The 26993-nt window shown below is 74.7% G+C and carries 30 protein-coding genes; 10 read left to right on the top strand and 20 right to left on the bottom strand.

Annotated elements, in window-relative coordinates; genetic code table 11:
- The 13 genes from ABH931_RS37575 to ABH931_RS37515 all read right to left on the bottom strand — a co-directional run.
- A partial coding sequence (locus ABH931_RS37575) for a LysM peptidoglycan-binding domain-containing protein (RefSeq protein WP_370124056.1) occupies positions 1-2996 on the bottom strand: 2996 nt, incomplete at its 3' end.
- 7 nt (positions 2997-3003) lie between these two features.
- Positions 3004-3399, bottom strand: coding sequence for a hypothetical protein (locus tag ABH931_RS37570; RefSeq protein WP_370124053.1), 396 nt, complete (start codon positions 3397-3399; stop codon positions 3004-3006).
- Between the two features lie 29 nt (positions 3400-3428).
- Positions 3429-3875, bottom strand: coding sequence for a TadE/TadG family type IV pilus assembly protein (locus ABH931_RS37565; RefSeq protein ID WP_370124050.1), 447 nt, complete (start codon positions 3873-3875; stop codon positions 3429-3431).
- The gene (locus tag ABH931_RS37560) at positions 3872-4261 is read right to left on the bottom strand and encodes a TadE/TadG family type IV pilus assembly protein (RefSeq protein ID WP_370124047.1); all 390 of its coding nucleotides are present in this window, start codon (positions 4259-4261) and stop codon (positions 3872-3874) included. The genes ABH931_RS37565 and ABH931_RS37560 overlap by 4 nt, the downstream gene beginning before the upstream one ends.
- A complete protein-coding gene (locus ABH931_RS37555) occupies positions 4258-4500 on the bottom strand; it encodes a hypothetical protein (protein ID WP_370124044.1) in 243 nt (80 codons plus the stop codon). The genes ABH931_RS37560 and ABH931_RS37555 overlap by 4 nt, the downstream gene beginning before the upstream one ends.
- Before the next feature lie 18 nt (positions 4501-4518).
- A complete protein-coding gene (locus ABH931_RS37550; protein ID WP_370124041.1) occupies positions 4519-5400 on the bottom strand; it encodes a type II secretion system F family protein in 882 nt (293 codons plus the stop codon).
- The gene (locus ABH931_RS37545) at positions 5397-6293 is read right to left on the bottom strand and encodes a type II secretion system F family protein (protein WP_370124038.1); all 897 of its coding nucleotides are present in this window, start codon (positions 6291-6293) and stop codon (positions 5397-5399) included. Before ABH931_RS37545 ends, ABH931_RS37550 begins: the two co-directional genes overlap by 4 nt.
- On the bottom strand, positions 6290-7753 hold the full coding sequence (locus ABH931_RS37540; RefSeq protein ID WP_370124036.1) for a CpaF family protein: 1464 nt from the start codon (positions 7751-7753) through the stop codon (positions 6290-6292). Before ABH931_RS37540 ends, ABH931_RS37545 begins: the two co-directional genes overlap by 4 nt.
- On the bottom strand, positions 7743-9560 hold the full coding sequence (locus tag ABH931_RS37535) for a hypothetical protein (RefSeq protein ID WP_370124034.1): 1818 nt from the start codon (positions 9558-9560) through the stop codon (positions 7743-7745). Before ABH931_RS37535 ends, ABH931_RS37540 begins: the two co-directional genes overlap by 11 nt.
- Positions 9560-10306, bottom strand: coding sequence for an SAF domain-containing protein (locus ABH931_RS37530; RefSeq protein WP_370124032.1), 747 nt, complete (start codon positions 10304-10306; stop codon positions 9560-9562). Before ABH931_RS37530 ends, ABH931_RS37535 begins: the two co-directional genes overlap by 1 nt.
- 80 nt (positions 10307-10386) lie before the next feature.
- The gene (locus ABH931_RS37525; RefSeq protein ID WP_370124030.1) at positions 10387-11340 is read right to left on the bottom strand and encodes a hypothetical protein; all 954 of its coding nucleotides are present in this window, start codon (positions 11338-11340) and stop codon (positions 10387-10389) included.
- Positions 11334-11972 carry a hypothetical protein gene (locus ABH931_RS37520; protein ID WP_370124027.1) on the bottom strand — a complete coding sequence of 213 codons (639 nt, stop codon included), beginning with the start codon at positions 11970-11972 and terminating at the stop codon, positions 11334-11336. The genes ABH931_RS37525 and ABH931_RS37520 overlap by 7 nt, the downstream gene beginning before the upstream one ends.
- Positions 11973-12111: 139 nt before the next feature.
- Entirely contained in the window at positions 12112-12903 is a 792-nt protein-coding gene (locus ABH931_RS37515; RefSeq protein ID WP_370124026.1) for a hypothetical protein, read from the bottom strand.
- Between the two features lie 297 nt (positions 12904-13200).
- On the opposite strand from ABH931_RS37515, the gene ABH931_RS37510 reads away from it, so the two are divergent.
- The 3 genes from ABH931_RS37510 (at position 13201) to ABH931_RS37500 (ending at position 15454) form a co-directional block, all read left to right on the top strand.
- The gene (locus tag ABH931_RS37510; protein WP_370124023.1) at positions 13201-13533 is read left to right on the top strand and encodes a pyridoxamine 5'-phosphate oxidase family protein; all 333 of its coding nucleotides are present in this window, start codon (positions 13201-13203) and stop codon (positions 13531-13533) included.
- Between the two features lie 47 nt (positions 13534-13580).
- A complete protein-coding gene (locus tag ABH931_RS37505; protein ID WP_370124020.1) occupies positions 13581-14033 on the top strand; it encodes a MaoC family dehydratase in 453 nt (150 codons plus the stop codon).
- Positions 14034-14200: 167 nt separating this feature from the next.
- Positions 14201-15454: an MBL fold metallo-hydrolase gene (locus ABH931_RS37500; RefSeq protein WP_370124017.1), complete on the top strand. Its 1254-nt coding sequence runs from the start codon at positions 14201-14203 to the stop codon at positions 15452-15454.
- A gap of 350 nt (positions 15455-15804) precedes the next feature.
- Here ABH931_RS37500 and ABH931_RS37495 read toward each other — a convergent pair whose 3' ends face one another.
- Positions 15805-16569 carry a class I SAM-dependent methyltransferase gene (locus ABH931_RS37495; RefSeq protein ID WP_370124015.1) on the bottom strand — a complete coding sequence of 255 codons (765 nt, stop codon included), beginning with the start codon at positions 16567-16569 and terminating at the stop codon, positions 15805-15807.
- 256 nt (positions 16570-16825) lie between these two features.
- Between ABH931_RS37495 and ABH931_RS37490 the strand changes: the two genes are divergently transcribed.
- On the top strand, positions 16826-17173 hold the full coding sequence (locus ABH931_RS37490; RefSeq protein ID WP_370124013.1) for a protein phosphatase: 348 nt from the start codon (positions 16826-16828) through the stop codon (positions 17171-17173).
- A gap of 117 nt (positions 17174-17290) precedes the next feature.
- Here ABH931_RS37490 and ABH931_RS37485 read toward each other — a convergent pair whose 3' ends face one another.
- A complete protein-coding gene (locus ABH931_RS37485; protein ID WP_370124010.1) occupies positions 17291-18103 on the bottom strand; it encodes an enoyl-CoA hydratase/isomerase family protein in 813 nt (270 codons plus the stop codon).
- A gap of 88 nt (positions 18104-18191) precedes the next feature.
- Between ABH931_RS37485 and ABH931_RS37480 the strand changes: the two genes are divergently transcribed.
- The 6 genes from ABH931_RS37480 (at position 18192) to ABH931_RS37455 (ending at position 22672) form a co-directional block, all read left to right on the top strand.
- Complete coding sequence (locus tag ABH931_RS37480; protein WP_370124007.1) at positions 18192-18668, top strand: pyridoxamine 5'-phosphate oxidase family protein; 477 nt, start codon at positions 18192-18194, stop codon at positions 18666-18668.
- A gap of 101 nt (positions 18669-18769) precedes the next feature.
- Positions 18770-19705, top strand: a complete 936-nt coding sequence (locus tag ABH931_RS37475) for an acyl-CoA thioesterase (RefSeq protein ID WP_370124004.1) — start codon at positions 18770-18772, stop codon at positions 19703-19705.
- A gap of 82 nt (positions 19706-19787) precedes the next feature.
- Complete coding sequence (locus tag ABH931_RS37470) at positions 19788-20453, top strand: GNAT family N-acetyltransferase (RefSeq protein WP_370124001.1); 666 nt, start codon at positions 19788-19790, stop codon at positions 20451-20453.
- A 92-nt stretch (positions 20454-20545) separates the two neighbouring features.
- Positions 20546-21337 (top strand): inositol monophosphatase, encoded by a 792-nt coding sequence (locus ABH931_RS37465; protein ID WP_370123998.1) that lies wholly within the window; start codon positions 20546-20548, stop codon positions 21335-21337.
- Between the two features lie 82 nt (positions 21338-21419).
- Positions 21420-21905, top strand: coding sequence for a Rieske (2Fe-2S) protein (locus tag ABH931_RS37460; RefSeq protein ID WP_370123995.1), 486 nt, complete (start codon positions 21420-21422; stop codon positions 21903-21905).
- Between the two features lie 137 nt (positions 21906-22042).
- Entirely contained in the window at positions 22043-22672 is a 630-nt protein-coding gene (locus ABH931_RS37455) for a TetR/AcrR family transcriptional regulator (RefSeq protein ID WP_370123992.1), read from the top strand.
- A gap of 11 nt (positions 22673-22683) precedes the next feature.
- On the opposite strand, the gene ABH931_RS37450 is transcribed toward ABH931_RS37455, so the two are convergent.
- The 5 genes from ABH931_RS37450 to ABH931_RS37430 all read right to left on the bottom strand — a co-directional run bounded on the left by ABH931_RS37450 (position 22684) and on the right by ABH931_RS37430 (position 26900).
- Positions 22684-23274, bottom strand: coding sequence for a GNAT family N-acetyltransferase (locus ABH931_RS37450; RefSeq protein ID WP_370123989.1), 591 nt, complete (start codon positions 23272-23274; stop codon positions 22684-22686).
- A gap of 45 nt (positions 23275-23319) precedes the next feature.
- Positions 23320-23766 (bottom strand): hypothetical protein, encoded by a 447-nt coding sequence (locus ABH931_RS37445; RefSeq protein ID WP_370123986.1) that lies wholly within the window; start codon positions 23764-23766, stop codon positions 23320-23322.
- A 48-nt stretch (positions 23767-23814) separates the two neighbouring features.
- Entirely contained in the window at positions 23815-24708 is an 894-nt protein-coding gene (locus ABH931_RS37440; RefSeq protein WP_370123983.1) for a helix-turn-helix domain-containing protein, read from the bottom strand.
- A gap of 57 nt (positions 24709-24765) precedes the next feature.
- The gene (locus tag ABH931_RS37435; protein ID WP_370123980.1) at positions 24766-24957 is read right to left on the bottom strand and encodes a hypothetical protein; all 192 of its coding nucleotides are present in this window, start codon (positions 24955-24957) and stop codon (positions 24766-24768) included.
- Between the two features lie 134 nt (positions 24958-25091).
- Positions 25092-26900, bottom strand: coding sequence for a glycoside hydrolase family 15 protein (locus tag ABH931_RS37430; protein ID WP_370123977.1), 1809 nt, complete (start codon positions 26898-26900; stop codon positions 25092-25094).
- Positions 26901-26993 lie beyond the last annotated feature (93 nt).

Below are 26993 nucleotides of genomic sequence, written 5' to 3'. Positions count from 1 at the left end.
ACGCCGAACCGCGGGTCCACCTGCGGCACGCCCGGCTCCGCCGGGAACTGCCCACCCGCCGAAGCACCGAACCGCGGGTCCACCCGCGGCACGGGGGCGGGCGTCGGTGCGGGGAGGGGTGGGGGCACCGGGCCGCGGGGGGTGGGGAAGCGGCCGGCGAGGGAGGCGTCCGAGGCGGGCGGTGGGGTGGCGGAGCCGACCACGCGGAGGCCCTGCTGGGTCGCGCCGACGCCGCCCGGCGTCGGGAAGCGGCCCGAGACCGGAGTGCCCGGCACGGGGAAGCTCGAGGTCGTCGCGGGCGTGCCGGCTTCGGGGAAGCGGGACGCGGAGACCGCCGGGGCGTCCAGCGGGTTCGTGGCGGGATCGGCGAGCGGGCCCGTCGGGGGCCAGGACGGGGCGGGGGCCGCCGCAGGCGCGGGTACCGGCGGCTGGAGATCCGCGCCGAGGAGGCGGAGCCAGTGATGGTAGGTGTCGTCGTCCAGCTTCTGCAGCTGGATCTCCATCTCCAGCCCCGGCACCACCCCGTGACCATCGGCCGGCAGCGTCCAGCGGGCGACGGGGCCGCTGCCCTGCGGCGGCGCGGCCGTGATCACGGCGACGCTGCCGCGCGGACGGGCGTCGAGCAGGCGGCCGAGGGCCTCGGGCACGTCGCCCGTGGGATACGAGGCGCAGAGCACCACCTCCGGGGCCCACTCGTCGCCACCGAGCCCTCTGCTCCGTGCCTCGCGCGGCGTCGCCGCGCCCGCCTGGACGAGCGCGGAACGCACCGCCGCGTCGCGGCGCTGCAGTGCCGCGACGGCCTGCTCCAGGCCGGGGTGGACGACGAGCCGGTCGTCGGCGACGGCCGCGAGCTCCTGGGCGATCCCGACGACGTGGACGCCGACGCGGTCCGCCAGCGGCGTGAAGGTCAACTCCAGGGCGAGGGTGCGCAGCACGCGCGCGATGTCGTGCGGCTCGCCGGAGACGTGCAGCAGCCGGATCGCCTCCAGGTCCACCAGGACGGTCGCGCCGTCGATCGTCTCCCCGAGGCTGACCAGCGCCGGGTAGGGCGAGGGCACGACCGCGGCGGCCTCCGGGCCGAGCAGGCCGGGCGCGTCGGGGGTGCACCACCAGACCGTCGACGCGTGCGCGGCACGGAAGGGCGCCACCGGCGGGGCGGGCGCGACCAGGTGCAGCTCGACGGTGTGGGAGGCGGTCACCCGCACGACGTTGATCGGCGGCAGCCGACGACCCTCCCGGGCGACGTTGCGGGCCATGCTGCGCAGCGCGCGGCCGAGCAGGTCCAGGTCCCGCGCGGACTGCTGCTCGGCCGGGGTGACCCCGAGGAGCTCCGGCACGGCCTGCGGCGTCGCCAGTGTCGGCACGTAGGGGCCGGGCGCGGGGGGCAGCGGCGACGCGAGCGGCGCCGGGACGGGCGGCAGCGGGACCGCCGCCGGTTCCAGCGGCGGCAGGCCGGAGCCGGCCCGTGTCGGGGCGGGGGTCGGCGGCTTCGGCGGACGGCCCGACGCGCGGTGCTGCGGCGCCTGACGCGGCGGCACGGTCCGGCGCCGGGACCGCCGCAGCGCGACCGTGCCGACGAGCACCGCACCCAGCACGCTCGTCCCGGCGGCGACGGCGAACTGCCCCGCCGACTGGTGGCCGCCGTGCGCGGCACCGGAGCCGACGGAGTCGGGCACCGGCGTCTGCCCGGAGGTCTGGCCGGGGACACGCGTCGGCGCCGGGGTCGACGACGGCGCCCCGGACGCCGGAGGCGTGCTGCTCCCGCCCTGGGTGAAGGCGCTGCTGCCCGGAGTGGGCGCGGCAGTCGGCGTGCCGCTGCCTCCCGCGCCAGCGCCAGCGCCCGAACCACCGGACGCGGGGACTCCCCCGCCCCGGCTCCCGCCGTCGGTGCCGGGCGCGGCGGCGGGGATGGTCAGGCGCATGCCGGGCTCGATCAGGTTCGGGTCCGTCAGCCTGCGGCCGTCGGGAGCGAGAGCGCCCCGGTTCGCCGCGAAGAGCCGCGGCCACGCGGCCGCACTGCCCATCTCCCGCTCGGCGATCGCGGAGAGCGTGTCCCCATGCCGGACCGTCACCACTCGCCCGCCCTCGTGCGACACGCCGCCCGAGGGGGCGGTGTGCGCGGCCGAGGCCGTGGTGGCGGTGTGGACGGCGCCGTGCGCGGCCGGGGCCCGGTGCGTGCCATGGCCGCCGGGCGCGGCGGAGTCGTCGTCTCGCGCCGCGGAGCCCGCGTGGGCGTGCCGCGCGGTCGACGCGACGGCTTCTCCGCTCGCGCCGCCGTGCCCGGCCGCTGCCCCGGTTCCGTGCGGCACGTGCGCCTCGGGCGGCAGCAGCAGCTCCCAGCCCGGCTGGATCGGCCGTTCGGCGTCGAAGACCCGGTGGTGGGCGTCCATCACCCGGCCCTCGTTCAGCTTGGCGATCTCACGCCACCGCTCGCCCGAGCCGAGTGTCTGCTGCGCGATGCCCCACAGGGTCTCGGCGGGTCGGGTGGCGCGGACGGTGTAGTGCGGCAGGCGCGCGTGGGCGGAGGCCCGGACCGGGGCCGCGTCCGGCGCGGTGACGCCGGCCCCGGCGGTGGCGGACTCGGGTATGTGCGGCGCGGTGACGGCGAGTCGGGGCGCGGGCGCACCCGTGGCCGCGAGGGCGCCGCCGGCCATGGGGAGCAGCGCGAGGATCGCGCCGACCAGCCCGCCGGCCAGGCGCTGGCTCCAGCCGAGCGTCGGCAGCCGCCGCGCCACCCGCCCGCGCAGCTGAGCAGGGATCTCAACCAGCACGGAAACCGCGAGCGCCAGCCAGGCGATCCACCCGACGGCGACCAGCGCCCACAGGAAGAGGTTGCCGTTGTCCGGTCTGGTCAGCAGTTGCGTCAGCGACGACTGCTCGGGGCGCGCGTGCACCGCGATCGCCCAGGTGCCGTAACCGAGTACGCCCGGCAGGCCGACGAGCAGGGCAAGCAGCGTGACGAACGCGCCGAACGCCCTCAGGAACGTACGCACCATGTTCTGCTCACCCCTCGATGCCGGTGACGCCGTAGACGAACTGGGCCTGGCCCGTGCCACTGACCTTCAGCGTGTCGACGCCCAGCAGACCCAGCAGCTGGGTCCGGTAGGTGGCCGTCAGGGTGACCAGGCAGGTGTCCGGCCTGGGGAAGATCAGGTGGAACCCCTGCATGTGCTGCGCGTTGGCGTACACGCTGCCCGCCCGCTGGGCGTGCCGCCGGTCGAGCACGTAGGTGCCCTTGCTCAGCACGGTCACCTGGTTGATCTGCTCGCACGCGGCCCGGGCGGCCTCGCGGGCGACCGCGTCGGCGCGCGCCGCCTCGCGGATCTTTCCGCCGCCGTCGAAGGTGAGTCCGGCCAGCGCGAAGAAGGCCAGGATGCAGCCCACGACGAAGAAGGACACCGTGCCCTGCTCCTTCCGGCCCGGCGGGCTCACCGGCCGCGGTAGGCGTCGACGACCGAGGTGAAGTCGCTCTGCACCTTCTCGGTGACGCTGATCAGGCCGAAGTCGATCCTGACCTCGCAACTTCCGGTCGCCGTCACCACGTTGTAGTCCCCCAGGGGCGGCACCCCCGCTCCGACCCCGTCGGTCCCGGGTGCGAGCCCCACCGTCCCCACGCACTGCCCCAACCCCGCTTTCCTCAACACCTCGTCGGCCGCCGAGTGGATGGCGCCGTCCACGGCGGCCGGGTCCCTGCTGAGCGAACCGGACCGGGCCCCGGCCTGGACGGCCGCGTCCATCGTGCCCTGGTCGTTCTGGATGGTTCCCGCCACGATGACGAAGGCGAAGAAGGCGAGGAAGACCGGGATCACCGCCACCGTCTCCAGCGACAGCGAGCCCGCCTCGTCCGCCCACCGTCGGCCACCGCCGCCACTCATCCGCCCGCTCCCACGAACCGTTCCACCGGCACGGTCACCGCGACCCTGATCGGGAAGGACAGCGTCCCCAGCACGGACCGAACTCGCGCGTGGACCACCACGGTCACGGTGTGGTCCGGGTTCTTGTGCGGCTTCTCGACCGAGGCGCCGCCCACCAGCCAGCCGCCCCGCTGCATGAAGGCCAGCGCGACCGTCTGCGGGTCCTGGCCGCCGCTCTGCGTGTCGGCGGCGACCGCGGCACCCTCCCGCGCGGCGCCGAGCGCGACCTGGCGGTCGAACCACCAGGAGGCGCCCTGCACCACGAGCAGGACGAGCAGCAGCAGCGCCCCGAAGAGCGCGACCAGCTCGACCGAGAGCGAGCCGCGATCGCCGCCGACCGCGGTCACTTCGTGGTGATCTGCTTGGCCTGGGTGGTCACGAACCCCTTCAGGAACAGGGTGAGCGCGATGGCGACCGCGCACAGCCCGATCGCGAGCGCCACCGCCTCGAAGCTGAGCGCACCCAGGTCCTTCGTGCTGTGCACCTGCCGCGCCCGGGACTTGACCCGGTGGCCGCGAGCTTCGACCCAGGTCCACATCATGAGCACCGGCAGCAGTTCGTCCGGCACGCGTCGGCCACGGAACATCCGTCATCTCTCCTTCGCTCATTGCATCATCCGGGAAACCGCAGGGAACCCGACCAGCAGGGTGAAGACCATCACCAGTGCGGTGCCGGGCAGGACCATGCGTTCGCTCACCACGTTGGCTCGGGCCAGTTCGTCGGAGAGCAACTCCCCGCGCAGGTTCGCAGCCCGCGCGCGGAGGGTCTTGTAGACGGCGGCACCGTCGGTGCCGGCCATGCGCATCGTGTCGGCGAGGTCCTGGAGCGGTGTCAGCCCCAGCTCGCTCGCGAGGTCGGACAGGCCGTCCCAGGGCGGGCGCCGGTCGAGCAGCGCGCGGTCGAGGGCGAGCGAGATGCGCCGCAGCACCGGGCCCTGACCCACCCGGGCCGCGCTGAGCAGGGCCTCGGCAGGGCCGCGGTCGCCGGCCCGCTCCAGGGCCACCAGCTCCAGGTAGGCGGCGACGGCGTGCAGGTGGTCGACCCGGGCCTCCGCGGCCTGGCTGCGCAGCAGCAGGTCCGGCAGGAACCACATCCCCGCCGCGAGCGCCAGCGAGGCGACCGCCGGCACCAGCACCGGCATGGAGACCCCCACCAGGGAGCCCATGAAGGCGACGTAGGGGAAGGCGACCAGGCCCAGCAGCGCGCTGAGCAGTTTCTGGGCCAGGTGACGCTCCGGGCTGCGGCCGACCAGGGCGAGCTCACGCTGCGGGACCGTGACACCGGGGAAGTTGCGCAGGCGCCTGCCGAGCGCCTCGTAGGCGCCGTCGGGCTCGCGGTCGGTCACCGCCTCTCCCGGCAGCGCGGGATCAGGGTGGAGCCGTTCCAGGGCGACGCCCAACTCCGGCGGGGAGGGCCGCAGTTCCGCGACGAACAGGGCGAGGCCGAGGCCTGCCAGACAGCCCGTCACGACCAGCCAGGTGATCACGCGTCCTCCTCCTGCGCCGTCGTCGTGACCACGCCACCGGCCCGTGTCCTGCGGTCGGGCTCCAGGAAGCGCGGCACCGGGCGGTGGGTGGCCATGGACGCCATCCAGCCCACGATCGCGACCAGGCTCAACACGACGACCGCGAGCACGACCTGTCCGGTGGGCGTGGCGTAGGGGGCCGCGTAGGAGGGGTTGACCGCGATCACCGTGGAGACCGCAAGCATGATCATCACCAGCCAGCGGACGGTGGCCCGGTGCTTGGCCCGGTCCGCCTCGATGACGCGCCGCTGACGCACCTCCTCGCGGACCGAATCCGCCATGTCGGTGAGCGCGCGGGCCAGTCCGGGGCCGCGGTCGCTGATCCGCAGCAGCAGCGTGGCCAGCACCTTGTCGGCCGTCGCGTCGCCGAAGCGGTCACCCATCATCCGCAGCGCCTCCTCGGCGCTCTGCCGCGCCTGGATGCGGCCGACCAGGTCGGCGATGTCCGCCTCGATCGCGGCGGGTGCCGTGCGCAGGCTGCTTACCAGCGCCTGCTCGACCCCCAGGCCGAGCAGCAGCACGTCCGAGAGGCGCTGGGTCCACTCGGACAACGCCTCCAGCCGGTCGATGCCCTGCTTCTGCGCCATGGTGGCCCGCAGGAACCACGGCAGGCCGAACACGAGCAGCGGGACGATCAGCAGCGACACCACGAACCCGCTCAGCAGCCAGCCGAGGGCGCCCCCGACGACCGCGAGGACGGTCTGGAGCCGGCGCTGCTCCGCGACGCCGCGCGGCAGCCCCACCGCTCGCCGCGGTGCCGCCTCCGGGGCGTCGGAGCCGCGGCCGTAGGCGATGAGGGCGACCACGCCGCCGAGCAGGACGGCGCCGCAGCCGACCCAGAGAAGCAGGCTCATGCGACCCCTCCCACGCCCTGGTCCGCCCCGCCGTTGACCCGCAGGCTGAGCGGGGCGGCCCAGGTGCCGTAGGGGTTGCGCAGCAGCGCGGCGTCGAAGCCGGCGCGGCGCAGGTCGTCCAGGCAGGCCGGCGGGGTCTGCGGTACCGCGCGCGGCTCCGCCCACACCGGGCGACCCTGGGCGTCGGTGCCGCCCTTGCGCGGCCCGAAGACGGTGTTGAGCGCGGGCCGCCCCTGCTCGCCGAGGCCGGCGACCTCCAGGATGTGCGAGACGAAGCGGTGGCGGCGGCCGCCGATGCCGGTCTCGTCGATCATCGTCACGTGCACGACGAAGTCGAGCGCGTTGGCGGTGAGCCGGTAGGCGAGCTGGTCGGTCATCTGTGCGCCGTACTCCAGGCAGAGTTCGGCGATGCGATCCACGACCATGTGCGGGGTGCGCGCGTGGAGCGTGCACATCGAGCCGCCCTCGCCGTTGGTCATGACCCGCAGCATCGGCACGACCTCACCGGAACGGACCTCGCCGACGATGATCCGGCTGAGCGTCATCCGCAGCGCGGCCGGGATCAGCTCGCCGATGCTCAACTCCCCCGCCGCGCGCCCGTCGACCCGCTCGCCGTTCCCCTCGCGGGCCTCCATCGGCACCACCTGGCGCAGGTGTCCGAGCGTGTGCAGCCACAGCTCGAACTCCGACTCCAGCGTGCCGACCCGCTCGTCCGGCGGAATCTCCCCCGCCATCGCGCGCAGCAGGCTGGTCTTGCCGACCCCCTGGGTGCCGGTGATCATGACGTTCTTGCGAGCCCGGATCGCGGCGGCCAGGAACGAGGCCATCGTCGAGTCGACGGTGCCGAGTTGGACGAGATCCCCGAGGGTCGCGTTCTGCACGCGGTGGCGGCGGATCGCCACGTACGGGCGAGGCGTGACGCTGGTCATGGCCTGGAGGCGCATGCCGCCCTCCAGGCGCAGCGCCAGCATCGGGCTGGCGGTGGAGAGGCTGCGCTCGCCGCCGCCGTGACGCCGCGCCAGGTCCTGGAGCAGCTCGACGAGTTCCTCGTCGCTGTCGGCGACCGGCGGGACCTGGCGCAACGGCTGGTTGGCCTTGGAGATCCAGACGTCGTCGCACCCGTTGATGAGGATGTTCTCGATGTCGGGGTCGTCGAGGTAGGGCTGGAGCCGCCCCGCCCGGAAGAGCAGGTCGAAGACGACCTCGGCGAGGGCGCGGTCCTGCTCCCTGGTCGGGCTGGTGCCGCGCGCGACGGCGTGCGCGTCCGACCAGCGGGCCACTGCCTCCTCGATCAGCGCGCGCCCGCGCTGCCGCTGCCCCGCCGCGTCGCTGGAACCGACCCCCGGCGTGTTGCTGAGCTGCTCGTAGAGCTCGGCGGCGACCTGCCGTTTGAGCTCGTGGGCGACCTTCACGTCGACGACGAGGGCCGCGGCCATACGTTCCATCGGCTCAACGGACACGGGCGACCTCCCCTGACGGTCCGTCGCCACCGTTGTGCGGCGCGTCCTCGCTCGGCCGGAACTCCTCCGGCGCGGGCGGGCGTGGCGCGTGCTCGGCGAGCGGCGGCATCGCCACCATGTGCGGCGGGTTGAACGGGTTCGCGGACTCCTCGCCCGCGGTCGGCGCCGTGGGCTCGGTGTGCACGGCCTGCAGCCGCGCCGCCTGTCCGGGTGTCACGGGCCCGATCGGCGAGGCGACGGGCCCGCTGGGCCCGGCGGGATCCACCCCGAGCTCGGACGCGGCGGCCAGGTCCAGCACCTCGCGGATCGACCGCGGGTACGGCCCGGGAACCTCCCCGTGCCCCCCGGCCCGTCTCGTGCCGGGCGGCTGCGAGGCGGGCGCGGGAGCGTGGTTGGGCCAGAGGTGCGCCGCGGCAGGGGCGGTTGCGGGCTCCGCCGCGGGCCACGCCGTGCCGGGCGGCTGCGAGGCGGGCACGGGCGCGTGATTGGGCCAGGGGTGCGCCGCGGCAGGGGCGGGTCCGGGGTCCGCCGCGGGTGGCGCGGCAGGCCGGGGCTGGACCGGGACCGGTGGCTCCGCCGAGGGGTTGGGCCACGGGCCGACGGAGGGGGTCAGCCCGTCCACGCGCGGCACCGGCACCCTGCGCGGGGGCTGCCCCGGCGCTCCGCCCTGCGCCGCCGCGGGCCACGGGCGGTCGGCGGGCGGGGCCGAGTGGGCCCCTCGGTAGCCGAGGTGCGTGGTGTCCGCGACCGGTGCCAGGGGCACGCCGGGCGGCGTCCCGGGGGCGGGCGGCGCCGGGACGACGCGGAGCGGGGCAGGTACCGGCGCGGCGGCGGGCACAACGTAGGGGTACGGCGCGGCCGCGCCGTGACCCGTCGACGCACCAGGGGGGTTCGGTATCGGCCCCGGAGCCGGGTCCGGCGTGAGCCCGCCGTAGGAGTGGGGTACCACTGCGGTGTCCGCCGCGCCGTCCGGCGTCGGCACCACGCCCGCGACGGGCGGTGCGGGCACCGCCTGCGGCGGCCGGGCGACGAGACGACGGCGGGAGGTCAGGGCGCGCAGTTCGTCGCCGGTGGAGCGGGCGGCGCGCATCAGTTCCGAGCGCTGGAAGCGGCGGTCGCCGGTGCGGCCACCGCCGTCGGACAGGACGCGGGCGTCCTTCGGTGCGAACGGGAACAGGCCGACGACGGGCACCCCGAGCGAGCGGGAGACCTCCGCCGCGGCGTAGGGGCCCTCACGGACGAGCAACAGGGTGAGGGCGTCCGCGGCCCCCGCCGCGGTCAGCTCCGCGGCCAGGGCAGCGACGCGGGGGCGGGCACCGCTGAGCCCGCGCAGCGTCGTACGGACGACGGCGACCACCGCGTCGGCCCGGTGCGCCAGCACCGCGGAGCCGCCGTGACCACCGGAGCGGCCGAGGTCGACGATGACGTCACAGCCGTAGCCGTCGAGCCGCCGGCACGCCTCGGCGAGCGGCTCCCAGGTGTAGTGGAGCGCCGTGGCCTGGGCCGGGTCGGTGAGCCCGGGGAGCAACAGCCGGTCACCGGTCCCCTTGGGGGACAGGTCGATGCACTGGTCCCACATCTCCTCCAGCAGCCGTCCGCGCCGGTCGGACAGGGCCAGGTGGCGCAGACCCTTGCTCGCCTGGACCTCGCCCTGCAGGGCGCCGGCCAGCACCGCGCCGCCGTCCGGGTCGGCCTCGATCAGCAGCACCCGGCGATGCTCCGTCAGCGGCCAGCTCAGCAGCAGCGCGAGGGCCGCGCTGGTCGCGCCGGGTGCACCGGGGCCGCCGGTGATCGCGACTACCGCCATCAGCCACCCCCGTTCGTGCCGGGGGCGGCGAGCAGCACGGCGAACTTCCCGCTCGCGACGAGGTCCGCGACGGGGTTCGCCTGCGCCTGCGGCACGGCGACGTCGACGGTGACCGTCCCGTCGCTCTGCGAGGCGGCGCTCACGGCGACGACGCGCACGGTCACGGCCTGCAGCACGGTTCCGGCGCCACCCGCCGCACCGCCCGCCGCGCTGCCGGAGGCGCCGGCGCTCGGCAGGCTCTCGGCGCCGTTGCCCCCGCCGTTCCCCTCCGCCGAGGGCGTGTAGACCAGGACCACCCAGGTGCCCGGCTGGAGGCCCGACCCCGGCAGCTGCGCGGGCTTGGCGGAGACCCCGAGGACCTCCTGCCCCGCCTGGACCAGCGGGTCGTTGGTGAGGTCGGCGGCGGTCAGCAGCTGACCGGCCTTGAGGTCCGTGGTGGCACGCATGTTCAGCACGTGGCTGTCGGCGGAGAGCGGGTGCAGGGCGGGGTCGAGCGATATCTGCACCTGCGTCAGGTCGTCGGCGGTGAGAGGCTGTCCGGCGGGCACGTCGTGGGCCAGGGCCAGCACCGGTACGCGGTGACCCGTGGTCAGGTAGAGCGCGGCTCCGCCGAGGCCGCCCGCGGCGACGAGGGCCACGCCGAGGGCGAGCACGGCGGGGCGGCGCCTGCGGCGCTGCGGGGCGCGGGCGGGTGCGGTGGCCGGGCGTTGTGCGGCCGTGAGCGTCGGCGACGCGGGGGCTTCCACCGGGGTTCGCCTCTTTCTTTCGTCCGTTTCCGTTCCTGGCTGTCTTGCTGCGCCGCGTGCCGTGTCACCTGCGCGGCGCGTCAGTTGAGCACCTGGAGTTCCTTGATCTCGAGCGGGATGCTGTTCTTGGCCTGAACGTCGTCCACCTTCAGGTAGCCGGACTCGCCGTCGCTGGCCGTCCAATAGACCGTCCAGGTGACCGTGGCGGTGACCACGTAGCCGTCGTCGGCCTTCGAGAAGACGTGGGAACACCCGGCCACGAACACCTTGGTGAAGGGCACGCCGGGGCCCGCGCACGTCTCACCGCCGACCGCCGTGCCGCCCAGGCCCACCGACACGGTGTAGTTCACCTGCTTGCTCCAGGCCGACGCGGTCACCGAGAGTCCGGGGATGCTGGCCGTCGCCCGCAACCGCCTGGCGTAAGTCACCCAGGCGATGCCGTGGTCCGGATCGTGGGTGGAGAGCCAGAGCATGACGGGCGAGTTGACCAGCCCCCACCCACCGCTGTGCGGCGCGCTGAGGATGAACACCTGGCCGCGCTTGAGCCGGTTGAACGCGTACGCTGCGACCTCCGCGGCCGTCATGTGCGGGGGCAGCGGAGGTTGGGCGGCCATCCACACGCTGACGGTGCCGCCGCCGAAGACGAGCGGGCAGGTGCGGATGTACACCGCGCCGTCACCGGGCTGATGCCCCTGCCACAGCGGGTCGCCCGCCGGCGGCTGGGGCTGCATCTGCATGTAGTAGCAGCCGTCCGCAGCGGACAGCCAGCCGACGCCGGGGATGTAACAGGCCATCGGGGTGTTCTGGTACGAGCAGGCGTTGCCGCCTCCTCCCCCGCCGCCTCCGCCGCCCCCTCCGCCACCGCCTCCCCCTCCGCCGCGGCCGACGCTGACGCAGACGTAGAGGTTGTCGCAGGGGGTCACGCCCGCGTACGCGGTGCCGCTGCCGCCGACGACGAGGCCGCCCAGCAGCAGGGCGAGGGCGAGTCCGGCCCGGGCCAACGAGCGTGCCGACGCACGCGTCCGGCTCAGCACGTCCGCCCCGTCTCACGGGTGATCTCGCTGATCATCCAGGCTCCCTGGACAGTTCGGGCCGTCACGATGAGCGGGTACCTGGTCAGCCGACTGCCCGGGTCGGTGATCCGGCCGCCGTGGGCGCTCACTTGGTGCCAGCCGGAGACATCGAGGCAGTCCTGGAGGGTGGCCTGACTCTCCTTCGGATCGCCGGGCAGGGCTCCGATCGCGGTGACGACAGGGTGGCTGACCGGCTGGCCGGCCATCAGCAACCCGTCGCCGAGCAGGCGGACGACGTCCGCGTAACTCTCGCTCAGGGCCGCGCCGGTGGCGTACGTCGACAGGTTGCTGCCGTCCGCCTGGCCGGTGGACATCGCGCGTATCTGGGCGTCCCAGTAGCTGCGGTAGACCCACAGCACGACCGTCGCGGTCGGGCCGCCGAGCGCGCGCACGTCGCGCACGGTCGGCGGTGGCGGGCTGTAGGTCGACGCGGGCGCGCCGTCGAGGGTCTGGGCGTTGCCGCCGTTCCCACAGGCCGTCAGCACCGCGCCGAGGACGGCGAGGACGACGACTCCGACCATGCCGCGCACCGCGGCCGAGCGCGCGGTGTCACGTAAAGGGTGGTTCAGGAACGTAGGTCCCAGGCGCCGCATGGCTCCCCCCTTGCCGTCCATTCCCCAGTTGACGGTGTTCAGCACCATATGCCTCGCACAGCCCGGTGTCCCGGGTTGTGGCTGAAATTCTCCCCAACGTAATGCTCACGTCAACGGCAATCGGAGGAATATGCCGAAGTCAATAGCCCGGGGGCACGAATCCGCGTCGAACAGTGGTTTTCCCACCCGACAGCAGACCCCGGAGCACCGAACGGTTGCGCAGCAGCAGGCGGCTCCGTTCCGGTGGCTCCACCCAGTGCACGGCGGACTGCGGCGACGGCTCGGACGGCGCCGCGTCCGGGTCCGACGCGGTCAGGGCCGGATGGAGGGTGAACGGGTCAAGCACCGCCGGAGCTCCCGGCAGGCCCGCCTCCAGCAGGCCGCCCAGTGTCTGCGCCAGCGTCCCGGCCAGGGCGGGAGGGGGCGTGCGGCCACGGCGGGAGGGTTCGTAACGCGCCACGCGCCCCCAGGCGTGAACGGCGGCCGGGAGGGTCCGGACCCACTGCGGGATCTCCGGCCAGGCCTCGGGCTCCGCCGCCAGGTCCAGCACGAGGAGCGACTCGGCCGCCGCGCCGTGCGCCATCGCGCTGGTCACCCAGTCGCACGGCAGGCCGCGCCGCGTCGCGCTCTCCCGCAGGCTGCCCGCCACCACCACGACCGGTCTGCGACGCCGCTGGTCCCAGGCGAGCTGCCCGGCCAGATAGACGAGCAGCAGCCGGCCCTCGCGCCCCGCCGCCTGCTGCAGCGCGGCGAGGATCGCGTTCGCGTCCGTCTCCGGGTGCACGGTGGTGACCCGGCAGCGTCCCGGCCCGGCGTCCAGCAGCGTGGCCGTCACGGCGCGCCAGAAGCGCTGCGCGCCCGCCGCCGCACCGAGCGAGCCACCGAACGCACGCTCGTCGGGACACTCCACACCGAGGAGCACGAGCTCCACCCCGAGATCCACCGTTCCCCCAACCACCGACACACCCGCCGGCCTCCCGGGGCGGGACCGACTCCCGCACCCGGTCGCGTTCCGGTGCGGCATGCCCGGGAACCGGCCGTCCCCCGCGCCCCACCTGCTCGCCCCGGCCCTGTACCCCCTTGCGGCGCAGGAAAACCACACGTCGGGGAGGCCATCGGGCCAGGCGAAGCGCCTCCTGGCAAAGGACCTACTTCCCTATCTGTTCACCCGTTCATGATCCAGGCTTGAGTCATGACAGCGAACGGGGAGATACCGGAGGAGGAAGCCATGCGCCACGAAGACTGCGTCGACCTGCTCTCCCGCAACTCCGTCGGGAGGGTCGTCTTCACCCGGCACGCCATTCCGGACGTGCTGCCGGTCCACTTCGCCTACGACAGCGGCAGCGGCACCATCCGCATCCCCGCACCGCGGGGCTCGCGCCTGGCCGCGTCCGTCGACGGCAACGTCGTCGCCCTTCAGGTCGAGGAGCTCGACCCGGGCACGCTCACCGGGCGCTCGGTCCTGGTCCACGGGCGGGCCGAGTCCGGCACCGCCGGCGCGCTGATCCGGCTCCACCCGGAGCTGATCAGCGGACGGGTCCTCGCCGACACGATGGCGTGACCTGCGCCACATTCAGGAGGAGCGGGGCGGCGGCTACGCTCCGGTCCATGACCACCTTCGCCACCCTTGAAGACCTGGCCGCGGCCGTCGGCACCGAGCTCGGCACCAGTGACTGGCACGTCGTCGACCAGCGCCGGGTCGACCTGTTCGCCGAGGCGACGGGTGACCACCAGTGGATCCACATCGACCCGGAGCGCGCCAAGGACGGCCCGTTCGGGACGACGATCGCGCACGGCTACCTGACCCTGTCGCTGATCCCGGTGCTCGCCAAGGAGTGCTACGCCGTCGAGGGCGTGCGGATGGCGGTCAACTACGGCTCGGACAAGGTGCGCTTCCCGGCACCCGTGCCGGTCGGCTCGTCCGTCCGGGCGACCGCCGAACTGGTCTCCGCCGATCCGGTCCCCGGCGGCCTCCAGGTCGTCGTCCGGTTCACGATCGCGGGCGAGCAGGGCGGCAAGCCGCACTGTGTCGCCGACACCATCACGCGTTTCTACGCCTGAGACACGTCCGGATCCCGCCCGGGTCACGCCCGAGCACGGCACCCGGACGACGGGGTGGCGCCCCGCCACCTCGTCGTCCGGGTGCCGTCGCTGCCCGGCGAGCGGCAGGGTGCGCGGGTAGGCTGCGAAAGATCGTCGCGCAGTTCACCGCGTCTCCTGGAGGTGCCGTGCCCGGCCGTGCCCGCCCCGAGTCGACCTCATCCCTCTCCCTCACTGCCCTCGGGACAGCGTTCGGCCGGGTGCGGCCGGAGGGCTTCGGCTGCCCCGCCGAGCCGGCGGGCGAGCGGCTGGAGCGGATCCATCGCTCGCCGCAGTTCGTGGACGGCGCCTTCCGCAACCCCGTACGGACCCGCCGGATCCTGCCCGGCGCCACGCTCGCCGCACTCCAGGCCGGGCTCACCGAGCACCGCGACCGCCGCCGCCCCGCCGGCGCGGTCCCCGTGCACCGGCTGACCGCCGAGCAGCTCGCCCTGCCCGCCGCGAGCGGGCTGCGGCTCACCTGGCTCGGCCACGCCGGGGTCCTCGCCGAGATCGGCGGACGCCGGGTGCTGTTCGACCCCGTCTTCGGTGAGCGCTGCTCCCCCATGCCCGGCTTCGGCCCGCGCAGGCTGCACCCCAGCCCCATCCCTCTGGCCGAGCTCGGTCCGGTGGACGTGGTCGTCGTCTCCCACGACCACTACGACCACCTGGACCTGACCGCCGTCCGCGCGCTCGGCGCCGGCGGCGCGGTGTTCGCCGTGCCGCTCGGGGTGGGCGCGCACCTGGAGTTCTGGGGCGTGCCGCCGGAGCGGATCGTCGAGCTGGACTGGCACGAGTCGGCGCAGGTCGCCGGACTGACGCTGACCGCCGCCCCGGCCCGCCACTACTGCTCGCGCGGCCCGCGCACCAGCCGCTACCAACTCTGGGCGTCCTGGGTGGTCACCGGCGGCGGGCACCGGCTCTTCCACAGCGGCGACACCGGTTACTTCCCCGGCTTCGCCGGGATCGGCGCGCAGCACGGCCCGTTCGACGCGGCGATGATCCAGATCGGCGCCTACAGCCGTTTCTGGCCCGAGGTCCACATGACGCCCGAGGAGGGCGTGCGGGCGCACCTCGACCTCGGCGGCGGCGTGCTGCTGCCGATCCACTGGTGCACCTTCGACCTGGCCCCGCACCCGTGGGAGGAGCCGATCGAGCGCACGCTCGCGGCGGCGCTGGCCCACGACGTCCCGGTCGCGACGCCGCGTCCGGGCGAGCCGTTCGAGCCGGCCGAGCCGCTGCCGCAGCGCGCCTGGTGGCGCGTCATCGCGGCCCCGGGCGCGCACGAGGACGTCGACGGCGACACCCAGGCCCTGCTGCCGGTCCCGGCCGAGCAGGTGCCCGAGGCGGGCGCGGAGGCGGACCGCCCCGACGAGGACGACGCGGTCGGCGCCCCCGCCTGACGCGCGCCCACCCGGGCGGGCGACTCGGGCGGGCGACTCGGGCGGGCGACTCGGGCGGGCGGCCGGGGCGCGCGGCCCAGCCTCGTCGCTCAAGCGCACGGCCCAGGCACACGGCGCAAACGCACAGCCCAGGCACGCGGCTCGGGCACGCCGGTCAGGCGCACCTCCCAGGCCCGCCGCTCAGGCCCGCCGCTCAGGCCCGCCGCTCAGGCCCGCGGCTCAAGCCCGCCGCTCAGGCGCGCGGCCCAAGCACTCGGCCCAGGCACGCGGCTCGGGCAAGCGCACCCCAGGCGCGCGGCCCATGCCCGCCGCTCAAGCGCGCCCCCAGGCGCACCTCCCAAGCCCGCCGCTCAAGCGCGGCGGAGTGCCAGGAGGCGGAAGTGGGGGTCGGGGCGCTTGCGGTTCTGGTCAGGGAGGGTGGCAAGGCCGTCGAGGATGCGCCGGCGGGCGGCGGGCGCGAGGCGGCGGGCCCAGAACTGGTAGCGGTCCTCGCGGATCAGGTCCGCGAGGGACGCGGGCGTGGTGCCGCGCAGGTGGGCTGTGAACGCCCCCTCCCCGACCGGCACCAGCCCGAACTCCGCGCCGTGCGCCACGATCCGCTCGGTCGCGTCCTGCTCCGCCGCGCCGACCGCGTTGCCGCGCCGGGGCCGCAGGTCACCGAGCACCTCGTCGATGTCGCTGCCGACGTCGTGGCAGGCGTCCTTGTCGACAGTGCACACCAGCGTGCCGCCGGGCCGCAGCACGCGGGCGAACTCGGCGACCACGGGCCGCGAGTCCGACAGCAGGTGCAGCAGCCAGACGCTGGTGATCGCGTCCAGCGAACCGTCACGGAACGGCAGCCGCTCGGCGCTCGCCCGGACCGCGCGCCCCGGCAGCCGCTCGTGCGCCAGCCTCAGCATGGCGTGGGTCAGGTCCACGACGACGACCTCGCGGTCATCGCGCCGCAACCGCCGCCCGATGATCCCGGTGCCGCCGCCCACGTCCGCGAGCCGCCGCACGCCCTGCGGCAGCAGCGCCTCCAGCCCCTCCGCGGCCGCCTGCGCGCGCACCTCCCCACCGCGCGACTCGTCGTAGCGCGCGGCCTCGGTCTCCCAGGAGAACTTCGTCGTCGACATGCCCGGCAGCGTACGCGGGCCATGATCGTCCGTCACCCCTCGGGAACCCGGCCCGGGACCGGCTCGTTCGCATGCCCAGGAGGGGGTCGGATGAGGACACGCCAGAAGGACCGCGACGTCGAGGGCCCCCGGTCCCCCTGGGACGAGGTGGTGCCGGGCCTGTGGATGGGCGGCCACCAGTGGACGGACGCCGCGGGCGAACTCCGGGCGGCCGTCGTCGGCGAGGAGTTCGACCTCGTCGTCAGTCTCTTCACCCGTGCGGGCCACGGCCCGGCCCGGCACGTGGACCACCTCGTCGCCGAGATGCCGGACGGGCCCCCTGACCGCCGCCCAACTCCAGTCGGTCCAACGCCTCGCCCTCGCCACCCGCGACGCGCTCCGCGACGACCGCACCGTCCTCGTCCGCTGTCACTCCGGCTACAACCGCTCCGGCCTCGTGGTCGCCCAGACCCTCCTCCTCGCGGGCCTGACCCCGGCCGCGGCCGTCGCGCTCATCCGCCGCCGGCGCTCCCCGTGGGCCCTCAACAACCCGACCTTCGTCGACTACCTGAGCGCCGGCCTGGACGTGGCCGTCCTGCTGACGAGCCTGGAGTCCCCCGCCTGACCGTGCGGCGCGAGCTGCGGGTGGCCCCGCTTGGCGGGCGGCGCCGTCCGGACCGGCCTGCTCAGGGATCCGCGACGCCGCGCCTGAGCTGCCCCGGCCGACGGACCGTGGTGCCGTTCAGCGCAGCCGCCACGGCGTCCGGGTGCCGGAGGCGAAGGACGCCTGGCCCTCCGCGAGGGCGGTCGGGTCGTTGCCGACCTGGATCAGGGTCTTGGCCACCTCCAGGGCCTGGCGGTAGCCCAGTTCCTGGGCGTACCAGACCGCGCGCAGCGTCGCCTGGACGGCGAGGGGCGGCTGCGAGGCGATCGCCGTGGCGACGCGCGCCGCCGCGTCGTGGAGTTCGTCGGCCGGGACGACCTCCTGGACCAGGCCGATCTCGTAGGCGCGCTGCGCGCTGAGCCGCTCGTGGTTGCCCAGCAGCTGCATCCGCATCACCTCGCCCAGCGGCATGCGCTGGAGCATGGCCATCGACTCGAAGACCGAGGCCATGCCGTAGGTCGTGTGGGGGTCGAAGAAGGTCGCGTGCTCCGCCGCGATGATGAACTCGACCTGCCCCAGCAGGTAGAACGCGCCGCCGCAGGCCATCCCGTTGACCGCGGCGACGACCGGTTTCCACAGGTCGCCCGCCGTCTTCGGGCTGATCCAGTCGCCCGGGTCGTCGAAGTGCAGCGGGGTGCCTCCGCGCGTGCCGACGCGCAGCTCCGGGTCGGCCAGCGCGTTGCGGTCGACGCCGGTGCAGAAGGCGCGGTCGCCCGCGCCGGTGAGGACGACGACGCGGACGGCGTCGTCCTCGCGCAGCGCGCGCCACAGGTCGCGCAGCTCGCGCAGCATCCGGGCGTCGAAGGCGTTGTGGACCTGGGGCCGGTCCAGCGTCACCCAGGCGACGCCGTCCTCGCCCGCCTCGTAGTCCAGGGTCTCAAAGCGGCCCACGGATGTTCCTCCGCCCTCTGGTGCATGGAATGAGAACACGTTCTACTGGTGCCCCATCGTCAGGCATCGGCGCGGGAGGGGGAAGGGCATGCGCGAACAACGTCACGGCCGCCGCATCATGATGACCACCGAGGAGCGTGACGCCTTCCTCGGCGAGCAGCGCGTCTGCCGGGTCGCGACCGTCTCCGGCGACGGGCGGCCGCACGTCACCCCCCTCTGGTTCGCCTGGGACGGCTCCGCGCTGTGGCTGTACTCCATCGTGCGCAGCCGCCGCTGGACCGAGCTGGCGGCCGACCCGCGCGTCGCGGTCGTGGTCGACGCCGGCGAGGAGTACGGCGAGCTGTGCGGGGTGGAGCTGACCGGCTCGGTCGAGCCGGTCGGGGAGGCGCCGCGGACCGGAGAGCGGCAGGTGGACGGCCTGGAGCTCGCCGAGAAGGTCTTCGCGGTCAAGTACGGCTTCGGCGAACAGATGTTCCACGACGGCCGCCACGCCTGGCTGCGGCTCACCCCCGAGACGCTCAGCTCCTGGGACTTCCGCAAGCTGGGCGGCGAGTTCCGCCGCTGAACGGCGCCCGGACCGGACCCGGGCAGCGACGTGGGCAGCGACGCGGGCAAGGTTGCGCAGATCACAACGATCAGGCGGTTGGCGTCTGAAACGATGGGCCGGTGACAGCCGCGACACCGCCCAAGCCCGACGACGCCCCCCTGGGGGCCTCCGCCCCGACCGAGATCAACGGGTTCGACGACCTGCTGCGCCTCGACGAGATCGATCAGGGCCTGTTCCGCGGCTGGTGTCACGCGGGCGCGCCGCTGCGCGCCTTCGGCGGGCAGGTCGCCGCACAGGCGCTGGTCGCGGCGGGCCGCACGGTGAGCCCGGGACGGCTGGTCCACTCGCTGCACGGCTACTTCATGCGCCCCGGCGACCCGCGCCGCCCGATCGTCTACGAGGTCGAGGCGCTGCGGGACGGCGGCTCCTACACCACCCGCCGGGTCACCGCGATCCAGCGCGGCGAGGCCGTCTTCACCCTCTCCGCCTCGTTCAAGGTGCCCGAGGAGAGCGCCGACCGCCAGCGTGAGATCCCGGACCTGCCCGGTCCGGAGAACCTGCCGGACCCGTACGCGGCCTGGGCGGCCGGCGGCCCGGAGAGCTACTGGGGCACCACCGGCCGACTCACCCTCGACATGCGCATCATCCCCCGCGACCACCCCGGCCTGCCTATCGAACTCCCGGGTGTGGCACAGCAGTTCGTCTGGCTCAAGGCGGCCCAGCCGCTGCCCGACGACGAGCCGCTGATGCACGTGTGCGCGCTGGCCTACCTCTCCGACCTGACGCTCGCCTCGACCGCCGCGCTGCACATGCAGGTGCCCCGCGCCGAGCGGACCGAGCCCTCCCGGATCAACCTCGCCTCGCTGGACCACGCCATGTGGTTCCACCGACCCTTCCGCGCCGACGAGTGGCTGCTGTTCGCGCAGCGAAGCCCCTCCTCCTCGGACGGGCGCGGGCTCGCGCAGGGCGAGTTCTACACCCGCGACGGCCGCCTGGTGGCCAACGTCGTCCAGGAGGCCCTGATCCGCGTCCGCCGCCCCAAGGGCGACGGCTGAGATATCCGCGTGTGCCGGAGCGGCCGGAGCGCTAACGTCGGCGGCTGGTGACAGTGCGTCGAACGAGCCCTGGGGGAACCGGATGGCGGCAACACGCGAGGGGCGCTTGGACGGGCCGGTGCTGGAGGGGTCGCTGGTGCGGCTCGAACCACTGGAGCAGCGGCACGCCGCGGACCTCGCGGCAGCGGCCGCGGGCGAACGCGACAGCTACGGGTTCACCATGGTCCCCCAGCCGGACGAGGTCGCCGCGTACATCGAGGCCCAGCACGGCCGCCGGGCGACGGGCCGGCTCGCACCGTACGCGCAGATCTCCCGTGAGACCGGGCGGGCCGTGGGCTGCACCGCGTACTGGGAGCCGCGGTGGGCGGACTGGTCCGCCGAACCGGCGCTGTTCGCGGTGGAGGTCGGCTTCACCTGGCTCACCGCGTCGGCCCAGGGTACGGGCATCAACGCCGAGGCCAAGCTGCTGCTCTTCACGCAGGCCTTCGAACGGTGGGACGTCGCCCGGGTGGACCTGAAGACGGACGCCCGCAACGCCCGCTCCCGCGCGGCGATCGCCTCCGTCGGCGCGACCTTCGAGGGCGTCCTGCGCCAGTCCTCCCGCTCCTGGGCCCCGGGCGAGACGGGCCGCCTGCGCGACGCTGCCATCTTCTCGATCGTCGCGGAGGAGTGGCCCGCCCGTAAGCGTGCCCTCCAGGCCCGCGTCGCCACCGCCACCGCCCGCGCAGCCCGCTCGGCCGGCCGATAACGCCCCCCCGGAACCGGCGGCGGCGCCGCGAACGGAGCCGCGCCACCGGCCGCGCAGCGGGGGCGCAGGCCGGAGGGCCTAGGGTGGCGGGTATGAAGATCGAGGACGTCACCGGGATCCTGCGCGAGGCCGCCGAGGTCGCGATCCTGCCCCGGTTCGGGGCGCTCGCGGCGGGTGAGGTGGTCGAGAAGACGCCTGGGGAGCTGGTCACCGTCGCCGACCGGGAGGCCGAGGCGCTGATCAGCCGTCGGCTGCGGGAGCTGGTGGACGCGCCGGTCGTCGGCGAGGAGGCGACCGCCGCCGATCCGTCCCTGCCGCGCGCGCTCGTCGAGTCGCCCGCCGCCTGGGTCGTCGACCCGATCGACGGGACCGGCAACTTCGTCGCCGGGCGCCCCGAGTTCGCGGTGATGGCCGCGCTGGTCCGCGACGGCGAGACGGTGGCGGCGTGGATCCTGCGACCCGTCTCCGGCACGGCCTACGTCGCCGAGCGCGGCTCGGGCGCCTGGCGGGACGGGACGCGGCTGCGGCGCGAGCCCGCGCCCGCCGATCCCGCCGCGCTGCACGGCGACGTGATGACGCGTTTCCTCGACGACGCCCAGCGGGCGCGCCTGGCCGGGCTGGCCCCGCGCTTCGCCTCGCTCGGACGCGGCGCGAGCTGCGCCGGAGTCGACTACCCGCGTCTGGTCGAGGGCGAGCGGGACTTCGTGCTGTACCACCGCACGCTGCCCTGGGACCACGCACCGGGCACCCTGCTCCTGAACGAGGCCGGCGGCTGCGCCCTGCGCCCTGACGGCTCCCCCTACCTGCCGGGCGAGCAGCGTACCGGCCTGCTCGCGGCGGCCGACCCGGCGTCCTTCGAGCGGCTCCGCACACTGCTGGCGTGACATCACCGGGCGGCGGTTGAACCGAAGTGACGGGCGGTGCGTAGGAGGGGTCGAAAGCGAACCCACCTCACCGGGAGAACCGATGACGACGACGCCCGACGACAACCAGACCACCACCCGCCGCACCGTGCTCGCCGGTGCCGGTGCGGTGGGTGCGGCGGCGGTGCTCGCCGCCTGTGCGAGCGGCGGTGGGACCGGGACGGCCGCGGCACCGTCCCAGAACGCGGGCGGCGACGGTGCCACGCCCAGCGCCGCGAGCGGTGGGTCGGGCGGCGGATCGGGCACCGTGCTCGGCCCGACCTCGGGGGTGCCGGTGGGCGGCGGCACGATCTACGCCGCGCAGAAGGTCGTCGTCACCCAGCCCACGGCCGGGACGTTCAAGTGCTTCACGGCCGTGTGCACACACATGGGCTGCACCGTCGGCAGTGTCTCCGGCGGGACCATCAACTGCCCGTGCCACGGCAGCCAGTACCACATCACCGACGGCACGGTCGCGGGTGGTCCGGCGCCGCGCGCGCTGGCGCCCGAGCAGATCACCGTCAACGGCGGCGAGATCACCCTGACCTAACGAGAACGTCGTTCCACCGCTGGGCGGGGCAGCGGCCCCGCCCAGCCCGCGGGAGCGTGTCGCGGGGCCGTACGCCCGGACATCATCGCTGACGAGGCGTCATACACGTGCAACGCGGTTCCCGGTACCATGGCGGCGTGTCCAAGGTAGACCTGTCCCCCAGGCCGGTCGAGACCATGTCTCCCCGCCAGTTGGAGCGCCGGAAGCACCTGATCGACGCAGCCCTCACGCTGGTCTCGGAAACCGGCGTCGAACGATTGCAGATGAAGCAGGTCAGCGAGCGCTCGGGGGTCGCCCTCGGGACGACGTACCGCTACTTCTCGTCCAAGGAGCATCTGCTGGCGGCGGCCGCGTCGGACTGGCGCGCCAAGCTGATGGACGACCTGGCGGCGGAGCTGCGCGGTTCCGTCCCACCCGCGCGCGGGAGCGACCGCGTGGTGCGGTTCGTGCGCCGCGGCATGCGGGCGTTCCAGCGCCAGCCCAACCTGGCACGGCTGCTGGTCACCGTCTCGGTGTCCACGGACCCCTTCGCGAGCGAGGTCGTCGACGCGATGGCGGCCACGGGGCGCGCGTCGCTGCTGGCGCTGATGCCGGACGTCCCGCCGGCGGCGCGGGAGGTCGTACCGCACCTGATCGACGCGGCGTGGCAGAGCGAACTCGTCGCCTGGGTCACCGGGCGCACCACCATCGCCGACGCGTTCGCCCGTCTGGAGGAGGTCATCCGCCTCGTCCTCGCCCCGTACGCAGCCGGCTCCGTCGCGGTCTGAGCGCACACGCCTCAGGACGACCCGGCGCCCGTCCCGGCGGGTGGGAGCCGGTCGCTCGCGAGCCGCGCGTGCAGGTGCTCGTCGTGGAGTTCGCCGTCGCCGTACCGGTAGGAGGAACGGAGCGTGCCCTCCAGCACGAACCCGGCCTTCGTCGCGACGCGGCAGGACGCGGGGTTCCCGAGTGCGTGCAGGAGCTGGAGCCGGGTCAGCCCGAGCTCGCCGAAGGCCCAGTCGGCGACCGCCCGCAGCGCCGCCGTACCGACGCCCCGGCCACGCGCCCACGGCGCGACCCGGTAGCCGATCTCCGCGGCGGAGTGCTGCGTGTCGATCTCGAACAGGGATATCGCGCCGAGCAGCCTGCCCTCCGCGGCGTCGAGGACGCACCACTGCGCCGAGGCCCGTGCGTTCCAGTCCGACCAACGCTCGCACCAGGCCAGGGCCGTCTCCTTGTCGGTGACACTGGTCAGCGCGTTCCAGATCCGGATGTCGGCGTCCTGCGCCATCGCCAGCACGTCCTCGGCCTCGCGGGGCGAAGGGGGCCGGAGCCGGTAGCCGCCGGCGAGGAGTTCCACGGGTTCGAGCGCGAGATCGGGTGTGTCCATGCCGCGCATTGTGCCGGACGTCGACACCCCCGGGCCGCACGATTTTCACAGCGCCGCGTAGACGTGTTCCGCGCGATGGAGGGCGGTGCGCAGGTGGCCCGGGTCGGTGAGGAAGCCGGAGCCGTCCGGGGGGATGAGCCAGTGGTACGGGCCGTGGGAGACACGCGGGAACGGCACGCGCAGCGGCTGGCCCCGGCCCGCGGTGGTGACGCCGCGGATCTGGGGTGACCAGGCGGCCGACGTGCCGACGGGGACCAGGACGGAGACGAGGCGTTCGGCGACGGCGCAGAGCGCCGGGCCCGCCCCGCCGGCGAGGCGGAGGCGGTCCAGGGCCTCCAGACCGAGCTCGAGCTCGGCCCGGACCACGTCCCAGACGATGCCCACGGCGAGCTCGGCGCTGCCGTCCGGGCGGCCGTTCCACTCGGCGAGAGTCAAGCCGGGAACGGGCGCCGCGCGCAGCAGCCAGCCGATCGCGCCCGAGCTGTCCGCCATGGCAGGAGGGTAGGGCCTGGCCGGCCCGCCGTGGAGTCCGATTGCGCGTTATTGCGAATCTCGTCCCAGTTGTGGTGGCACGGACGCATCAATCATCTCGTCGGACAGCCCGGACAGCCCGGCCAGCACGGACGAGACGAGGTGCCGTGCCGCGGACCCGTACCGGGCCACCGAGACGTACCGGTCGAACACCCTGCGGTAGAGCGCGATCTCCACCGCCTCGGTGACGTTGACCTCCGCGGTCCACGTCTCCACCTGCACCAGCCGGTCGTCGAAGATCCAGAACGGGTGCAGCGGCGCCAGCGGCAGCGCCGCGCTGTCCGGGACGACACCGAGCCGGACGCCGGGCAGCGAGCCGACGGCCAGCAGGCGGTCCAGCTGGCCGCGGTGCGCGTCCAGCGGGCAGAGCCGGGCCCGCAGCGCGGCCTCGGTCAGCACGAAGTGGAACTCGTGGCCCGCGTGGTAGAGCACGCGCTGGCGCTCCATCCGGGCCTCGACGGCCTGCGGCACGTCGTCGGGCGTGCCCTGGAGCGCGACCAGCGCGGTGAACAGCGCGCGCGCGTACTCCGCGGTCTGGAGCAGCCCGGGGATCATGCCGGGCTCGAAGACGCGCAGCACCGTCGTGGCCCGGTCCAGCTCCATGCCGACGCGCTGACGCGGCGCGTGGCCGGCCCGCAACGAGCGGCGCCAGGTGACGTAGTGGCTGTCGAGCGCCTGGAGCCGGGCGGTCAGTTCCGCCGCGGCCTCCGGCTGGCCGCAGGCCCGGGCCCAGGCGGCCAGGTCGGCGGAGGCCGGGGTCTGCCGGCCGTGCTCGATGCGCGAGACCTTGGACGGCGCCCAGCCGAGCCGCTGCGCGAGCTCCTTGCCGTTGAGCCCCGCGTCCCGGCGCAGCCGGTGCAGCCAGGCGCCGAGCGCCTCGCGTTCGCGCTGAAAGTCCGTCATGCCCGATCCCTCCCCAGGGCGCGGCCGGGCAGGCGTCGTCAGCGGAGTCGGGCGACGTCACCCCAGAAAGCGCAGGAGCTCCCTCGGAATCTCGACCGCGTCCTCCCCCGGCAACAGGTTCCGCAACTGCTCGCGCGCGTGCGGATCGGTGACCGCGTACCCCTGGACCACCAGGGTGCCCCGGTCGGTCGCGTACAGAGTGGGGCAGTTGCCGTTGTTGGAGGTGGTCCCGAGGAAGGTGAGCCGCATGGTCAGGGGAATCCCTTGGCAGGTGCGTTCAGTGACAATTGCTAGCACTCTCATGACAGAGCGCGCAAGCAGCGTGACATATCGTGAGGCGCATCAGAGACCGCGGCGGGCGCGCACCACTCCTCGGGCGCCCCTCACCCTCCGTTCAGCGGAGCGTCCAGCGCGAAGGCGGCGTTGACGAGCGCGACGTGGGTGAACGCCTGCGGCGCGTTGCCGAGCTGGCGGCCGGCCACCGGGTCCCACTGCTCGCTGAGCAGTCCCAGCGGTCCGGCGACGGCCACCGTCCGGGCGAAGACCTCGGTCGCCTCGTCGGGACGACCGCCGAGCGCCAGGGCCTCGGCCAGCCAGAAGTTGCAGGCCAGGAACGCGCCCTCGGGGCCGGGCAGGCCGTCTTCGGTCACGGCGGGGTCGTAGCGGCGCACGAAGCCGTCGAGGTCCAGCTCCTCGCGGATCGCGTCGACGGTGCGCACCACGCGCGGGTCGTCCGCGGGCAGGAAGCCGGACTGGGCCAGCAGCAGCGTGGCGGCGTCGAGACCGGTGGCGCCGTAGGACTGGACGAAGACGCCGCGCGCCGCGTCGTAGCCGTGCGCGCAGACGTCGGCGTGGACGGCGTCGCGCAGGGCGCGCCACTCGGCGAGCGGCGCGGGCAGGCCGGTGCGCTCGGCCATCCGCACGGCCCGGTCGGCGGCGACCCAGCACATGACCTTCGAGTGGGTGAAGTGGCGTCGCCCGTCGCGCATCTCCCACAGCCCCTCGTCGGGCTCGCGCCAGCGGGCGGCGACGGTGTCCATCAGCGACCGGAGCAGGCTCCAAACCTGTCGCTCCATGGGGATGCCCGCCTCCAGTGCCCGGAACAGCATGTCCGCCACCTCCCCCTGGACGTCCAGCTGCACCTGCCCGACGGCGGCGTTGCCGATCCGGACGGGCCGCGAGCCCTCGTATCCCGGGAGCCAGTCGGCGAGGGTCTCCGGCAGGGCGCGCTCTCCCGCGACCCCGTACAGGGCCTGGATGCCCGAGCGTTCGCCGGCGATGGCCCGCAGCAGCCAGCGCCGCCAGGAGGCGGCCTCCTCGCGGTAGCCGCCGCGCAGCAGGGCCGCGAGGGTGAGGCTGGCGTCGCGCAGCCAGCAGTAGCGGTAGTCCCAGTTGCGCGGGCCGCCCAGCCACTCGGGCAGCGAGGTGGTGGGTGCGGCGACGATGCCACCGGTCGGCGCGTAGCTGAGCGCCTTGAGCGTCAGCAGCGAGCGCAGCACCGGGGCCTGCCAGGGGCCCCGGTAACGGCAGCGGGCCGACCAGTCCTCCCAGGCGTCCAGGCTCTGGCGCAGGCCTCGCTCGGGGTCGAACCGGTGGGCCCCGTCCTGGTGGGAGGGCTGCCAGGTGAGCACGAACGCCAGGCGTTCGCCCTCGGTGACGGCGAAGTCGGAGCGGGTGCAGCCGTCGGCGCCCTCCCCGGCGCCGTAGGTGTGCACCCCGCGCGGCACCGACAGCCAGGCGGCGTCGGGCCCGGCGACGGCCACCCGGTGGTGGCCGGTGCGCCGCACCCACGGCACGACCCGGCCGTAGTGGAACCGCACCCGCAGCCGGCTGGACAGCTCGACGCGGCCGGTCAGCCCCTCGACCAGCCGCACCAGCCGCGGCGGCTCGCGCCCGCGCTCGTCGGAGCGCTGCGGCATGAAGTCCAGCACCCGGGCCTCGCCGGTGGCGGTGCGCCAGCGGGTCTCCAGCACGAGGGTGTCCCCCAGGTAGCGGCGCCCCGCGAGCACCGCCCCGGGCGTGACGGGCGCGAGGGCCCAGTGACCGTGGCGCTCCTCTCCGAGCAGCGCGGCGAAGCACGAGGGCGAGTCGAAGCGGGGCAGGCAGAGCCAGTCGACGGAGCCGTCCGCGGCGACCAGGGCGGCCGTGCCCAGGTCACCGAGGAGCGCGTAGTCCTCGATCCGTCCCACCATCGGTCTGCCCGATCCCCCGTTCCGCGGCGAAGTCCGGCCGCGAATGCGGCTTTTGTCATAACATGGTGACCCGCGACCACAGATCGCCGCCAC

It is taken from the genome of Streptacidiphilus sp. MAP12-33 (assembly GCF_041261265.1).
Taxonomy (GTDB): Bacteria; Actinomycetota; Actinomycetes; order Streptomycetales; family Streptomycetaceae; genus Streptacidiphilus.
The sequence above is the reverse complement of the archived record's forward strand: the minus strand, read 5'-3'. Positions and strand labels throughout refer to the sequence as shown.